At 69.1% G+C, this 14,765-nt stretch carries 12 protein-coding genes; 5 read left to right on the forward strand and 7 right to left on the reverse strand.

All coding sequences use genetic code 11. The features are described 5' to 3' along the window. Window positions 1-407: 407 nt before the first annotated feature. Entirely contained in the window at window positions 408-1,079 is a 672-nt protein-coding gene (locus tag AKI01S_RS37605; protein WP_245681938.1) for an SDR family NAD(P)-dependent oxidoreductase, read from the reverse strand. Window positions 1,080-1,219: 140 nt separating this feature from the next. Between AKI01S_RS37605 and AKI01S_RS37610 the strand changes: the two genes are divergently transcribed. From AKI01S_RS37610 to AKI01S_RS37630, 5 genes are all read left to right on the forward strand, one after another. Further along, the gene (locus tag AKI01S_RS37610) at window positions 1,220-2,053 is read left to right on the forward strand and encodes a helix-turn-helix transcriptional regulator (protein WP_157420448.1); all 834 of its coding nucleotides are present in this window, start codon (window positions 1,220-1,222) and stop codon (window positions 2,051-2,053) included. 911 nt (window positions 2,054-2,964) lie between these two features. Continuing rightward, window positions 2,965-3,873 carry a Clp protease N-terminal domain-containing protein gene (locus AKI01S_RS37615; RefSeq protein ID WP_169814084.1) on the forward strand — a complete coding sequence of 303 codons (909 nt, stop codon included), beginning with the start codon at window positions 2,965-2,967 and terminating at the stop codon, window positions 3,871-3,873. A 476-nt stretch (window positions 3,874-4,349) separates the two neighbouring features. Further along, window positions 4,350-4,802, forward strand: a complete 453-nt coding sequence (locus AKI01S_RS37620) for a hypothetical protein (protein WP_157420450.1) — start codon at window positions 4,350-4,352, stop codon at window positions 4,800-4,802. Window positions 4,803-4,886: 84 nt separating this feature from the next. Continuing rightward, window positions 4,887-5,315, forward strand: a complete 429-nt coding sequence (locus tag AKI01S_RS37625) for a hypothetical protein (protein WP_157420451.1) — start codon at window positions 4,887-4,889, stop codon at window positions 5,313-5,315. A 275-nt stretch (window positions 5,316-5,590) separates the two neighbouring features. Further along, window positions 5,591-6,193, forward strand: a complete 603-nt coding sequence (locus AKI01S_RS37630) for a ParA family partition ATPase (protein ID WP_157420452.1) — start codon at window positions 5,591-5,593, stop codon at window positions 6,191-6,193. Between the two features lie 486 nt (window positions 6,194-6,679). On the opposite strand, the gene AKI01S_RS37635 is transcribed toward AKI01S_RS37630, so the two are convergent. From AKI01S_RS37635 to AKI01S_RS37660, 6 genes are all read right to left on the reverse strand, one after another. Then, window positions 6,680-7,441, reverse strand: a complete 762-nt coding sequence (locus AKI01S_RS37635; RefSeq protein ID WP_218009975.1) for a transposase — start codon at window positions 7,439-7,441, stop codon at window positions 6,680-6,682. 599 nt (window positions 7,442-8,040) lie between these two features. Further along, window positions 8,041-8,223, reverse strand: a complete 183-nt coding sequence (locus tag AKI01S_RS37640) for a hypothetical protein (RefSeq protein ID WP_067829199.1) — start codon at window positions 8,221-8,223, stop codon at window positions 8,041-8,043. Between the two features lie 592 nt (window positions 8,224-8,815). Further along, entirely contained in the window at window positions 8,816-9,934 is a 1,119-nt protein-coding gene (locus AKI01S_RS37645) for a serine hydrolase domain-containing protein (protein WP_067829202.1), read from the reverse strand. A 683-nt stretch (window positions 9,935-10,617) separates the two neighbouring features. After that, complete coding sequence (locus AKI01S_RS37650) at window positions 10,618-11,562, reverse strand: LysR family transcriptional regulator (RefSeq protein WP_067829206.1); 945 nt, start codon at window positions 11,560-11,562, stop codon at window positions 10,618-10,620. Window positions 11,563-11,607: 45 nt separating this feature from the next. Continuing rightward, window positions 11,608-12,561: a DMT family transporter gene (locus AKI01S_RS37655; protein WP_067829239.1), complete on the reverse strand. Its 954-nt coding sequence runs from the start codon at window positions 12,559-12,561 to the stop codon at window positions 11,608-11,610. A gap of 614 nt (window positions 12,562-13,175) precedes the next feature. Further along, the gene (locus tag AKI01S_RS37660; protein ID WP_245681939.1) at window positions 13,176-14,555 is read right to left on the reverse strand and encodes an FAD-dependent monooxygenase; all 1,380 of its coding nucleotides are present in this window, start codon (window positions 14,553-14,555) and stop codon (window positions 13,176-13,178) included. Between the last annotated feature and the right edge of the window lie 210 nt (window positions 14,556-14,765).

The following is a 14,765-nucleotide window of genomic DNA, read 5'->3' on the forward strand; positions in this document are numbered from 1 at the left end:
CCGGCAGCCTCCCCGCGGGCTGGCAGGAGCTCATCCTGCGCTCCTTCAGCAGCGGGATCGCTGTGGCGATCGGAGTGGGCAGCGGGCTCGTCGCCGCCGCGATCGCATGGTGCGCCCACACCTGGCGCTCGCGCCACGGCCGCCACCACGACGGCTGACGGCGGCACGGAAGGAAGTTGTTTCATAGGTGACCACCTGTGAAACACTCCCTCGCGCATGGCGGGCGCGAGGGACAGATATGCCAGGCTGGCCGCCGGACCGCTGACATCGGCGCCGCGACAAAGTCGTCCCTCTACTCCCGAACGCACTCCCGGTCGCCAGGTGGCGGGGCGGACGCAGATCAGGTAACGGTTCGGTGGCTCTACGTTGGTTACCGACAGGTCGGTCCTGTCCTGGTGCCCCTGCTGTTACCAAGGGAGCGGGCCTTCGGCGTCGAAGTAGCCTCCGGTGGGGCCATCGGGGCCGACCTGCGCCATACGGACGATGATCTCGGCACCTTCCTCGACGGTCTGTGTGCCGGTGTGGCCGTTCAGGTCGGTTGCGGTGTGGCCGGGCTCGACCGCGTTGATCCGCATGTTCGGAAATGCCTTGGCGTACTGCACGGTGATGATGTTGACTGCGGCCTTGGACGCCGGGTAGGCGACGCCGGGATAGGCGTACGTGGGCGTGCCCGGGGCGGTGATGTGGGTCAGCGAGGCCAGCCCGCTGCTGACGTTGACCACGACCGGAGCGGCGGAGTGCTGTAGCAGCGGCAGGAACGCATGGGTGACGCGCACCAGGCCGAAGACGTTGGTCTCGAACAGCTGCCGCATCATATCGGCGGTCGTCTCCGCGGCACCGGCGACCCGGTTTCCTTCGAGGCGGCCTTCGACGCCGGCGTTGTTGACCAGCACGTCCAGGCCGCCGTCGGCCTCGATGGTTTTCGCTGCGGCCGCGACGGAGGCGTCATCGGTGACGTCGAGAAGGACCATCCGCGCCCCCAGCCTCGCGGCGGCCCGGCGCCCGCGCTCCGCGTCCCGGCTGCCAACGTAGACGGTGTGACCTGCCGCGATGAGCCTGTGGGCGGTGTGGAAGCCCAGCCCCTTGTTCGCCCTCGGTGATCAGTGTTGTCGTCATGCCTCCACGATCCGGTCGGGCGGGGCGGCCAGCCAGCCGTCTCGTCTTCCTGGGACTGTCGGTACCAGGCAGGCCCGTTGGCGGGCGGTGCACAATGGCGGACATGGCGGAGTTCGGACGGGCGGTGCGCCGCTGGCGCGATCGCGTCTCGCCCGAGGTCGTCGGGTTGCCGGTCGGTGGGTACCGGCGCGCGGCCGGACTGCGCCGTGAGGAGCTGGCTCTGCTGGCCGGGATCTCCGTCGACTACCTCACCCGCCTGGAACAGGGCCGCGCCTCCCACCCGTCCTCGCAGGTCGTCGATGCCCTGGCCAGGGCGTTGCGGCTGTCGCCGGCCGAGCGCGCCCACCTGTTCGGCCTGGCCGGGCTGGCGCCGCCGGGCCCGCAGGCTGTCCCCGCATACATCACCCCGAGCGTTCAGCGGCTGCTGGACCGAATGACCGGGACACCCGTCGCCGTCTACGACGCGTCCTGGACACTGCTGATGGCCAACCCCCCGTACACGGCATTGATGGGCGACCCGTCCGGATGGCGCGGCAACCAGCGCAACGCCGTATGGCGGCACTTTCTCGGTCCGTCCACCCGGGTCCGGCACACACCGGAGTCCCGGCGAGCCTTGGAGACCGCCTTGGTCGCCGACCTGCGCGCGGCCGCCGCTCGCTACCCGGCCGACCAGCGGCTACGGCACCTGGTCGCGGAACTGCGCGCAGGCAGCGACCGGTTCGCCGAACTGTGGGACTCCGGGACCGTCGGCCGCCACGAGGCCGCGCGCAAGACCATCGATCACCCGCACGCAGGCGCCCTGACGCTGGACTGCGACGTCCTCACCGTGTCCGGCAGCGACCTGCGCATCATGATCTACACGGCCGAGCCCGGCACCGCAGACGCCGAACGCCTCGCACTGCTCACCGTGCTCGGCACCCAGACACTCGCCGGGTAGCCGGATCCCCTTGAGAGGACCAGTCCGCACAGGGGCAATTCACATGGCCATGTTTCCGCAAGTCAGCGCATCGACGCAGGGGCGATAAGCGGCTGCGCGCCATGAGGGAGCCGCGGATCGTCCTGCCAGACATACCAGATGACCCGCACCATGAGGGAGGAGACGCACTGAGACGGCGGCACCCGGCCTCGGATCCCGCTCCGACAGGGAACCGCAGACCTCCGCAACCCTGAAGGGCCGATTCCTCGGCTCGCCCAAGGGGTTTGTCTGGCAGAGCTTGTCCATAGCGAGCGGCATGCCTGGACCTCCGCAGAAGAACGAAGATGCATCGGACACGTCCTGGAGCTCAGTTCGAACCTCCTCTACCTAGCGGCTGGAGACACGTTCGGGAGCGGAGGGCCGAGTCGGCCAGAACGGCATCGGCTGTCTCCCGAGCGGTGACTCCGTTGTCGATCGTGTCGTAGACCACGTGCGCCGTCGCGTCCTCAACGCCCGAGTAGTGGGATGCCAGCGGTCACGAGCAGCTCGCCGACGCCGCTGCGGGTGAAGGCGCTCTCCCGGGCACCCGTCGGCCCCAGCCACAGCACGCGTTTTCCGGTGAGGCGGGACGCGGAAGGTACTCATGCCGTAGGCGAAGCCGTGGTTCCACACCCGGTCGACCCAGCCCTTGAGGAGGACCGGGAGGCCGTTCTCTGACTCCGTCCGGTCCGCGAGGTGGCATAGCCGCAGGTCACACGCTCTACCACTCATTTCTGTACCGACCTTCCCCAAGGGCGATACCTCCTTTCGGCGTACCGCTTTCGACCATGGGATGATGCGGCGTTTCCGCGCTCTTGGCCATGATCTTCCGCATGACCTCAGTTTTCTGCGCTGACCAGGCTCTGCTCTCTGTCTTCGGCCCGATCTACGCAATGCGTCATGCCAGCACCCACATCCTGCTGGCCTGCCTCAGCAGGGACGAACGTGTTCAGCAGTTCCTGGCCCCCTACGACCTGACGACGCACGTGATCCACCGGGGCGTCGGGGAGATGGAGCAGGAATCTGGAACGGTCGAGGTCCTGGTGGCCGGGAAGCAGGACCGCTCGCTCACGCTCAGCACGGCCGGGGCGGCTGCGCTGGTCCGGTGCCAGGAGCAACCGTCGGTGACCAGCTCGGGCGCCGAGCGCTCACCGACCGATCTGCTGGTGGCCATCCTGGACGACCCGTCATGCGGGGCGGTGCACTACTTGCACCAATGCGGGGTGGACGTCGTCGCACTGCAGCACGCCGTGCGATCGGGACAGGTCCCCGCGATGGAGGACGCCGTCCCGCCGGAGTTGCGCTCCACCCGCGACGCCCTGGTGGGCCGCCGCCGCTACAAGCCCCGTGAGCTGGGACAGTTCTGGACGACGCTGCTGGTCAGGGCGATGCCGATCAACGCCGCCGCCCACCCGGTGCTGTGGGCGCGCCTGGAGGCCGGGGAAGTTGCCCAGCAGCATGGCGGCAAGGTCCGTACCGACGATGTCCTGTTGGGCATGCTGCGCACCTACGCGGTCGCGCAGGCCTATCCGCATCTGATCAAGGGGGCCGAGGCCGACTACGACGGGGGCCAGACCCTGGTCCAGGCCGGAGTGGACCACCAAGCGGTGCGTGCGGTGATGGCCAGTACCGACCTGGGGCAGGACACGGTACCGCCGCGCGAACTGCTCAAGGACACGATGACCGGCGGTACCTCAGACCTGCTAGAGCGGTTGCTCAGCGAGCCGGACAACCGCAGCGTCCGGCTGCTGGCGGCACTGGGCGTGGAACCGGCCGCGCTGCGACGCTCCGCCGCGTCCTGACCACTGCTGATCCCCGACAGCCGACACCTGGACACCCCAACGCTCCGATGCCCTTTGTGCCCATGGGTTCCGCCCGGGCGGGATCGTGTTCACTGTGCTGGCCGCCTTGTCGGGGATGGAACGCAAATACATCCGCGACCACACCCTGGAAGGCCACGAGGCGGCGCCAGCGTCGTCGACGAGCACATGCTGTCGATGGCCCTGCACCTGCGCGACCAGGGCATGAGCCTGCGCGAGATCGCCGCCCGCCTGGTCATCACCACCGGCACCAAAAGGGCAAACACCCCTCCCTGGCGGCCGTGATGAGGATGCTGCGCGACCATGACCAAGCCGCCTCCACGCAGGAAAACGAGCGGGTGGAGAAACCCCAGCGTCGGAGCCGTTCGCCGCAGGATCGGCGATGATCTGGGGTTCCCCAGGCTCAGGAGCCGGTAGGCGCAGACGCCGCCGAGCCGTCGGAGTCGCAGGGCGAAGTGATGCCGCTGCCCGTTCCCGTCAGCGCGTCCGAGCTCGCACCTGCCGTCGCGCCAGTCAGCCCTGCTGATTGGTCTGCCGATCTGCCTGCTGGTCTGGTGGCGGCCGTCCGGCTGGTGGTGGCCGAGCAGGAGGCGTCGACGACGTTCTTGCAGGACCGGATGCGGATCTCTTCCCGCGCGGCCAAGCACTTGGTGGACCGCCTGTATCAGTGCGCCTGGTGGGACCGCGACGTGGTCCTCCTGCCCGGCCACCACCCGGCCGTGGTGCGCCTGGACGACGTGCCCGGCCCCTTCTGGTGGCCGAGCGGGCTGATCTCGATCGCCTGGAGCGCCACCACCGGCCCCGACAACGGAATCACCTCCTACAGCCCCGATGCGCTGGTGCACCTGCTTCACCGCCCTCAAACCTGGAGCAGGGCGCGTGGGTGCTGGCTATGCGCGACAGCGATCTGAAGCAGATCTGAAGCACGTGGGTGATGCACTCGCTATTTCCAGGCACGCCTGGCGGGCGTGCCGACAAGGGAACGGAGAAGCGATATGCGGATCAGCATGTCTGGACACTCCAAGCGCGCCGTTGTGGTGGGGACGCTGGCCACGGCGATGGCCGGTGGAGGACTCTTCGTCACGGCGTCCGCCGCCTCAGCCGACGCGGCCCCGGCGGCCGACTACACGGTCGTCCCGGGCATCGCCACCGACAGTGCGGCCAACTACGTCAGAGCCCAGGGCACGATCACCGATCACACCTCGGGCAACGACTCGGTGGCGGTGCAGACCTTCATCCAGCAACTGCTGGACGTCGGCTCCTGGACCACCGTGGCCACGGGTCCCCGCGTGACGGGCAACAACACCGCAACCAGCGTCGTCAGCCCGCGCCCATGCATCAACGGCAAGTCCTACCGGGCCATGGTCAACACGAACTGGAACGGCCAGCAAAGGACCAGCTACTCCGGCTCCAAGGTCTGCTGATCCAAACAACGCAAGGGGCCGTTGCAGGTTCCACACCTCGCGGCCCCTCACGTATCGGCCCCGAATCCCTAACGCTACGGCGAGCCGCCACTCGGCGCGCACGGGGGTGATGTGGATTGTGAACTACCGATTAGCGACTCCTATCCCGTAGCCCCGTCAAGCCACCGCCCACCGGAACTACCAGCGTTCAGGTCTTCGCCAGACCGAGTGGCGGCTCGCCGTAGCTACAGGAGTTCGGGGCCAAGGCCATCTCGGCGGTGTGGCAGGCGTACGCCGTGCATGAGGCGGGCCGCGAGGTGCTGCTGATCGACGCCGACCCCGGTGGCGCCAAGTTCAAGTACGCCGCCGAGGCGTTCGACGGCACGGGCTCGACCGAGCGCTGGCCCTCGCGGGTGGGGTTCCCGTTCGAGGCGATGTCGGCTCCCAGCCGGGACCTGCACAAGCTACTGCCGCGCCTGGCGGGCGACTTCGACCTGACCGTCATCGACTCGCCGCCGATCGAGGACCGCCAGGGCATCGCGATCTCGGCGCTGCGCGCGGCCGACCTGGCGGTGATCCCGGTCGCGCCGACCATCGCCGAGGTGGACCGGATGGCGCCGGGGCTGGCGGTCATCGAGGACGTAGAGCCGTTGCGCACCGGGCCGCTGCCGATCTGCGTGCTGCTCAACCGCAAGGTCGCCGGGGCCGCCTCCACCGGCGAGGCGATCGAGGAGCTGACCCGCCCGGGGCACCGGCTGCCGAACACCCACATCCGCCGACTGGAGATCTTCACCCAGTCCCACAGCAACCCCGTGGAGGCCGCCGACGCCTTCGCCGAGATCGATGCGCTGACCCTCCAGCTCCTCGACGCGCCCACTCGCGCCGGATGCGGTGCGTGAGCGACACCCCGCCCGGCAACGTCCCGCGCCGCAACCGCAAGTGGCCCGCGCTCGGCGGCATGGCGGCGGCCGCCAGCCGCGGAGCGAGCCGTCCCGCACGTACCGAGCCCCGGCCACGTCCGCCGACGTCGAGTACGGCCACGGCCAAGACCACGCGGACTCGTGCCGGGGTGAGTCGGCCCGAGGCGGTGGGTTTCTCCCAAGGCCGACGGAGGTCGGTGGCGAGCGGTCGCGCGAGTCGGAGTTGGGTGTGAGCGACGATCAGGATCCAGGTCCAGCGGTCCGCCGCCTCGGGAGCGCGGAGTCTCGGGGTGGTCCAGCCGAGGGTCTGCTTGGCGAAGCGGAAGGTGTGTTCCAGGTCGAAACGGCGGAGAAACGCCTGCCAGAAACGGTCCACATCGTCCGCGGTGGCGCCGGTCTTGGAGGACCACAGCCACACCGGCGGAGCATCCCGGCCCTTCGACAGGTGCTCGACCTTCAGCCGTATCAACGTGCCCTCGACCAAGAGCAGTTCGCCGTCGTGGTCCAGCCATGAAAAACGGTGGGAAGCCGAGAAAGAACCCGGTCCCATGCCTGCGTTTCGGCCTTGCCGTAGTTGGTGGTGTCGGTGACCGTGGTGATCGCGGGTTCGGGCCAGGTCTCCGTTTTGGTGAAGCGGAACTCCGGGCCGTGTTTGGGAGGCCGGCCGTTGGTTCCCTGCTGGCGGGGCGGCTTCGGTAGCCGCATGACGCGGTCGGACCGGACCCTGCCGACCAGCTCGACGGGTAGGTCACGCGGGACCCACTCCAGGCGGGTGACGTCATACCCGGCGTCACTGACGATCACGATATGCGGATTCCCGGCCTGCCACTGCCCTGCGGCCACCAGCCGCTCCACGACACCCCGCAACTGGGCGGCGGTGACCGCGGTCGCGTCGTCGGCCGGGCCGAGCCGGACCCCGTCCAGGATCGCGGTCCAGGATGTGGTGCCCGGCTCCAGCGCAGCGACGAAGGAGTAGGGCCAGCCCGGGATGAACTGCGAGGCCGTCTTCGCCCGGCCGTGGACGTGGCAGGACAGCCGCTCGGCCGAGCACGGCGCGTCCGAGCGAGGCAGCGGCAGCCCGGCCAGCACCGTCTGCAGCCGATCGACGTCGATCCGGCCGCGGTTCAGACCGCCGTACATCGCTCCGTGCCCACGACGATGCTCGGGCAGCAGCGTCAGATCCACTGGGGAGCTCACCGCCCCGTCCGCATAAAGCACCGTGTCCATCAGCTCGAACAATCGTCGCGCCGAGCGGTCAGGCACTCGTAGAACTCGCCCCGGAAGCGTGACGCTTGCGCGCACGCTTCCCTCTGGACAGCATCAAGCAGCAGACCCACCCTCACGGCCTTCGTCTTGGTCAGTGCACCTTGGTCGGAGCACATGATCAGACGAAGGCCGCTCCCATGTCCGGCGAATCCTCAGATAGACGGCTCAGCTTGAGATGCCGTTCGAGGCCGGTAGATAAAGACCAAGCTAAGACGGGCCAAGGTGCCGCGGCCGAGGCTTTCCTTCGGGGTGAACGGGACGCTCCTGGCTTCGGTGACGAACGTCTTGCCCGAACGCGCGGCAGAACCCTGGCAAGGGTGTGGCAGGGGGCAGCCCAAGTACGCCGGAATAGTGCAACGGGTCGGTGAGGCACCGTTCCGCGCGAGGCGACGATCCTTGGCCGTGTAGACCGCCTGCGGGAATTCGGCGGCCGGTGCCCGGGGAGGGCAGGGTGTCTCCGTGTCACCCCGGCGCCGCACCGGGCCGCCGCAGCTGTGAAGCCGCAGCACCTCGCCTTTCGAGGCCCGTGGCAGGGACGCCGTCTCCTTGTACGGTCGAGTTCAGGCAGGTGCAACGACCTCTGCCTGGCAGGCGAGGCACATCAGTGTGTGCTCCACCACCTGGCCCTGCTCGAACCGCTGACCCAACTCGACGGCGTACTCGTCGCACTCAGGGCACGTCCAAGGGCCGGACTCGCCCTGCTTCGCCGAACGGATGATGTGATTCCACTCATCGTCACTCATCCCGGGATCCTACGGCTCTCCGGGGCGTCGGCTGAGACTGAGATGCCGGCTCCCATGGGCGACGGCCTTTTGTGGGTCAACCTGGCGGGCGGCCCCGGCGGTGGCGGGACGCTTCGGGTGGAGCGGTCCGCGCTGGCCAAGGCGGGGCCAGGGTTCGGCTTCGTGCCAGAGGACGGCTCCTCCTGCCGCCCGTCTGATCCCCCCAAACCTTCCACCCCGGCGCCGCCACCCCGGACGAAACCAGCCCCTCCGCCCAGGATCCATTGCCCCTTTCGGGCTTACTTGGTCTGCCCCCACTCAGTCTGTGGTGGCGCTGGGTCGAGGCGGTCATTGCAGACACAACCGACCGGGCGGCCCGTCGCACAAGCGCGGTTTCTGCGGTGGCCGACCGGTCGGTCATGATGTCGGGCTGCTCCGAGCAGGGCAACGCGGCCGAACGGTGCATCAGGGGGATCAGAAAGTGGCGTGGGCCGGCCTTCCGGTTCGGCAAGGCGCCCGGTGGCCTTCGGGCTAGCTCGCCCCTATGCGGAGCCGTCCTGTGGGTCCCAGGCCCGCGACCGGTCCGAAGACCTGGGCTTGGTACGGACTTTGATCAGTTCGTCGGGCAGAACACCACCTTGACGGATTCCGACACGGCCCGCATGGCCGTCTGCCGCTCCTTGTCCCGGCCGGCCACGGTGGTGGAGACGGCATACTGCAGGCGGCCGTCGGAGGAGGTGTAGGTGGTGGCGGTGAAGCCGGGAGCGGCTCCCGCACGCCCGGGGAGCAGTTCGGGATTGCCGGCGCAGGGTCCGCCAGGCGGCAGTGGAGCCTGGCCGGGCAGCGGGTCGGTGATGACCTTCCGCAGGTCTGCGGGCAGGAGCCTGCCCTGCTGGAATGCCTGCTGGAACCGGCTGACGTCGCGCGCGGTGGAGATCACGCCGCCGGCACCGAGCAGGGTGCTGGCGTTGAGCCGGTCGACATCGCGCAGCGTGCCGGTCTCATCGGCCCAGTAGCCGTGCCCGTGCGGGCCCTTGATGCCCTGCGGCGGCCTGGTCGGCAGGTAGCTGTCGGTCATCTTCAACGGGGTGAACAGGCGCCGGTCGAACTCGGCGGCCAGGCCGCGGCCGGTCAGCCTCTCGATGATCATTCCGAGCAGCAGGTAGTTGGTGTTGGAGTAGTTCCACGTCCCGATCTGGACCGGTCGCTGCCTGCCGCGGGAGATCTGCAGCAGCTGGGTGGGGGTGTAGCGGGTGGTGAAGTCGAGCGGGTCGACCGGGAGGTAGTCGGGGATGCCGCTGGTCAGGTCGATGAGGTGGCGCACGGTGATCTCGGACGCGCGCTCGACCAGGTCGCGTTCGGCCACCTGCGGCAGGACGTCGCTGAGCTTGTCGTCCAGGCGCAGCCTGCCCTCCTTGACCAGCTGCAGCACGATGGTGGCGGTCATCTGCTTGGTCTGCGAGCCGATCCGGTAGCGGGCGTTGGAGGGGATCTTGCCGCCCTTGCCGCCGAGCAGGCGCGAGCCGGCCGAGCCCCTGCCGATGCGCTTGCCGTCGTAGTACACCTCGCCGATGACGCCCACCACACCGGGTGTCGCGGCCACCGCCTCCAGCGCCTTTTGCACATCGGCGATCTTCGGCCGGCCGGCGTTCTCGGCCACGGTGCCTGCGGCCGTCGCGGCGTCGGGCAGCGCGATCGCCAAGGCCAGCACGGCACCGGCCAAACCGGCCACACGCGAAGCGGTAACACCCATCACTGGCAGTCCCTTCCTTTCGGACGCGCCGGTAGCGCTGGGCGGAGGCCCTGCGAGGGATCTACCGGCGCCGAAAAGTTCGAGAACCAGGTCTAGGGCGTCAGATGTTTCCTCAGGGTTTCCACCGTGCAGGCGAAGGGCTCCCAACGGGAAAGCAGCACAACATCATGATCTGAGCTTCGGGCCAATCCTGGCCAAGCCAGGGCACGGCATTCGCCCGGCTCACCTTGATTCAGAGGTGGCCGGCCCCGCCCGTTCCCTGAGACAGCGCGACACTCATACGCGTCTGTTCGCAGCCGCCTCCTCGGGTGCGCCTTCCCCCGGAGCTGAACCAGTCCTTTCACGGTGGGTGACACCTCAGACGCCAGGCGGTGGTTGGCGAGCGCGGTCTTGAATTGCGGCCTCATGCGGACGCGGGTGTCGATCTCTTCGGAGAACGCCTCGTCGCGCTCGATGCCGTGTTTGGTGAGCGCTTCCAGCGGCGGCTGGAGTCCCTGGTTGAGCGTCACTCGACGCGGATGTCGGAGTGTCCGGTGTGAGGGCAAGCGGGACCGGGGTGCCTGGCCGTCACGGCTGGGCAAGGGGGTGTTGCTCGGGTGGAGGTCGGTCGGCGCCTACTCCGGTGGGTGAGGTGTGGTCTTGGTCCTGGCGGTTACCGCTGGTCAGTCGCGTGGTGCGCTGTTGGTGGTGTTGGGGGCCGTGGCCGGGTCATGGAGCAGTTCCAGGATGCGCCGCAGGTCGGGGTGTTTGCCGGTTCCCGCACGGTTGACGGTGAAGATGGTTCGGGAGATGGGATGGACCAGCGGGTGGAGGCTGAGGGACGCGGTGGCGTCCGGCAGTGCCATGCGGGGAACGAGGGCGGCGCCCGCTCCTGCGGCCACCAGGGCCGTCAGCACAGAGAAATCGCTGCTACGGGTCCTGATGTCCGGGACGAAACCGGCCGCGCCGCAGGCACGTTGGATCATCTCGTAGCAGGAGGTTTCCGGCCCCGGGGTCAGCCACGGCAGATGCGCCGTCCGGGACAGGTCCGCCGGCTGCCCGGCCGCCAGCCCCAGCGCGTCGGCCTGGTGGGGGTGCAGGGCGAGCAGTACCGGTTCCTCCATGAGGGCGGCTTGCTCGCAGGTGGCGGGGAAGCTGCGCGGCAGCACGGTGTAGCTGTGGACCAGGGCGAGGTCGGTTGAGCGCTTGCGCAGTTCGTCGAGGGCTTCGTCGGGTTCCTGAACGGACAGTCGCAGCGACAGGGCCGGGATGGCATCGGTGTCGGCGAGGCGATCCCACAGGGGCGCGATGAGGGCGCGGGCCGCGGAGGGGAAGGCGGTGATCCGCACGATGCCGTGCCGATCGCTTCGCAGGGCGGCCAGGCCGGACTCGGCTGCCGCGAGTTCCGCCAGGATGATCTCGGCGTGGGCCACCAGCAGTTCCCCGGCCGCGGTCAGTCGCAGTGTGCGTCCCTGCTTCTCCACCACGGGCATGCCGGCCTCCTTCTGCAGGGCGGCAAGGTGCTGGGAGACGGCCGGTGGGGTCAGGTGCAGGGCCTCCGCGGTGGCCGCGACGGTTCCGTATGCGGCGAGGTGCTGAAGGATGCGCAGACGGCGTACGTCAAGCACGGACGGCTCCTTGCTCGGTGCGGGGCTGGCGGGCGGTCGGCGTTTTCACCGTGTCGATATGGCGTCGTCGGCCGCTTGTCGGCCAGAGATGGGCTTGGACGCGTCCCCGCCCTCGGGGGCGGAGGGGCGCTGTGCCTGCCTGCGCCGGTTGATCAGGATCACTCCCGCGACGCTGACCGCTCCGCCCACCAGCTCGATGAGGTGGGGTACCTCGCCCAGCCAGATGAGGGAGATGACCAGGGCCACCGGCGGCACCAGGTACAGGGCGGCCGTGGAGGCTGCGAGCGGCAGGCGGGCGACAGCATAAGCCCAGATGACGAAGCCGAGCGCGGACGGGAGCAGGCCGAGGTAGACCGCGCAGGCCAACGCGTCGGCCGGTGCGTGCAGGGTCGCGTGCCAGGTGGCGGGGATCAGCGGAAGAGCGAAGATGGTGCCTGCGACCATCGCGTAGGCGGCGACTTCCAGTCCGGTGTAGCGGCGCAGCAGGGGCTTGGTGGCGAAGTGGTACACCCCCTGGAATATGGCGGCGGCCAGGACGATGAGAGCGGAGACGGTGAAGCCGCCGTCGCCCGCGGCCAGACTGACGATGGCCGCGCCGGCGATCGCGATGATGCTGCCGAGGATGATGTTCCGGCTCAGCGGCTCCTTGAGGAAGAGGCTTCCCAGCAGCACGCTGAAGACGGGGGCGGTCGCGATCAGCAGGCTCGCCGTCCCGGCCGCCACCTCCACCTCGCCCCAGTTGAGCAGGATCTGGTAGGCGGTGACGCCGGTGGCCCCGCACAGGGCGATCATGGGCAGATCACGGCGCCGGGGCAGGCGGACCTTCGCCAACGGCGCCACCAGCAGCAGCGCCACGGCCGCGATCGCGATCCGCAGGAACGACAGCGCCTCCACCCCCAGACCGTCGATACCGACCCGGATGGCGGGGAAGGCCGAGGCCCACAGCACGACAGTGCCGGCCAGAGCAAGGATGGAGGGAGAGAGGACGCGCGAAAACATCCATCCAGCATCCCCGCTCTGAATGAAAAGATCCATTTATTCTTTGCTGTCGAAAGCTTCAGTCGCGCTTATTTGAAGGGTGTCAGCCGTGGGGGCCGTAGGTGCTGGGCTTCGGGTGCGCACTCTTCGCAGGTCGTCATCACCTTTCCGGCTTCGCCTCCTGGGTAGGACTGCGGCGTGGGGTCACGACGGATCCGGTGGTTCCGGGGGGCGCGGGGCTGAGCGGTCCGGAGAGGCGCGCGGCCAGGAACGCGACCCACTCCCCCGGATGCTCGATGAGCGTTCGGCGCTGATGGTGGGACGGATCATCGCAACCCGCCTGCCGTGATGGCGCGGCTGGCTGGTCTGAGACGGTTTCGGAAGAGGGGCGTCCGCGCAGGTCGCGGTGCTGAGGCCAGCCCATGGGTACGCCGACGCCGGCGCACCTGTCGAGACGGGCGGCCGTGTGTTCGTCTAACGGTTGTTCGACGAACACACGGCCCCCCGCGCCGATCCGCTGTCTTTCGGTTGCCGCTTGGAGGCCCACCCTGGCGCCCGAGCACCAGTCGCCTCCGGTCTTCCGATGGTCAGCCGCTACTGGCCGTTCGGAACCTCACGGGTCATGCCGGGCGAGATCAGCTGGCGGGCTCGCCGAACCAGCGGGAGAGGTGGTCGTCCAGGTCCTGCTGATCGTCGCCGATCCAGGCGATGTGGCCGTCGGGGCGTAGCAGGACGCACGGAACATCCAGTGCCGCGGTGGGATCCGCGAGGTGGTCGACCCGGTCTGACCAGCCGTCGACGGTCAGGCGTTCGGTGCGGTCCAGCAGCAGGCCGCGGCCGTGGCGCAGCAGGTCGTAGAGGCGGCCCTGTTTGACGTCGATGTCGCGCATGCGGCGGCCGAGCAGGTCGGGTCCCTCGCCGAAGTCGTAGCGGATGCCGATCGCGGTGATCTTCTCGATCAGGTGGCGGTTCACCTCGTTGAAGTCCATCAGCTCGGTGAGCAGCCTGCGCACGGCCCGCAGGCCCGGTTCGGTGGACAGCAGTTCCATCTGGGCGCGGGTGTTGTCCAGCACGTCCTCGGCGACCGGGTGGCGTTCGGCGTGGTAGGTGTCCAGCAGTGTTCGCGGCGCCCAGCCGCGGATCTGCGCGGCCAGTTTCCAGCCGAGGTTGAACGCGTCCTGGACGCCCAGGTTGAGGCCCTGCCCACCGATGGGGGGATGGATGTGCGCCGCGTCCCCCGCCAACAGCACCCGCCCGACCCGGTAACGTTCGGCCAGCCGGGTGGCGTCCCCGAAGCGGGACAGCCAGCGCGGGGAGTGCACGCCGAAATCGGTTCCGGTGATGGCGCGCAGCTGTTGTTTGAAGTCATCGAGGGTGGGCGGTTCCGTTCGGTCGCTGACTCCTGCGGCGGGGACGATGACGCTGTAGCTTCTGCCGAAGGGCCTGAGCGAGAGTCGCTGGTAGGTCCCGCCGGCTTCGGTCAGCTTGGCGGCGATCTCCTCCTGCGGCACGCCCACTTCCATCTCGCCCATCAGCGTGTCGTTCCGCGAGGGCTCGCCGGGGAAGCCGACGCCGAGCAGCTTGCGCACGGTGCTGCGCGAGCCGTCACAGCCGACGAGGTAGCGCGCACGCAGCCGTTCCCCGTCGGCCAGCTCGACGGTCACTCCCTCGTCGTCCTGCTCGAAATCGGCCACCGCGCAGCCGCGGCGGACCTGCGCGCCCAGCCCGACCGCGTGTTCCTCGAGCAGGCGCTCGATGATCGGCTGCGGGATGCCCAGCAGATAGGCGTGCGCGGAGTCCAGGCCCTTGGGCGCGGGTTTGTCGATGGCGGCGAAGAACCCGGCGGCCGGACGCCGTCTTCCGTGTTCGAGAACGCGGTCCAGCAGTCCGCGCATGGCCAGCAGTTCGAGACTGCGCATGTGCAGGCCGACGACGCGGATGAACGACTTGGGCTCGGTTTCCTTGTCCAGAACGAGTACCCGCACGTCGTGCAGCCGCAGTTCGGCGGCCAGCATCGCGCCGGTCGGCCCGCACCCGGCGATGATCACATCGAACGTGAGGGGCGCGCGATCGGCGCCGGAGGCCGGTGCCCCGAGAACCGCGGGCACGTCGCCCGTGGTGAGGTCGCGCTCGACCGTGTCGTTCGACGACGGCTCGGCGGCGGGCTGCGGAGAGTGCATGGGTGTTGCCTTTCGGGAGTGCCTTGTGGGTGAGGCGCTCCCGGC

It is taken from the genome of Actinomadura kijaniata NBRC 14229 (genome assembly GCF_001552175.1).
GTDB lineage: Bacteria > Actinomycetota > Actinomycetes > Streptosporangiales > Streptosporangiaceae > Spirillospora > Spirillospora kijaniata.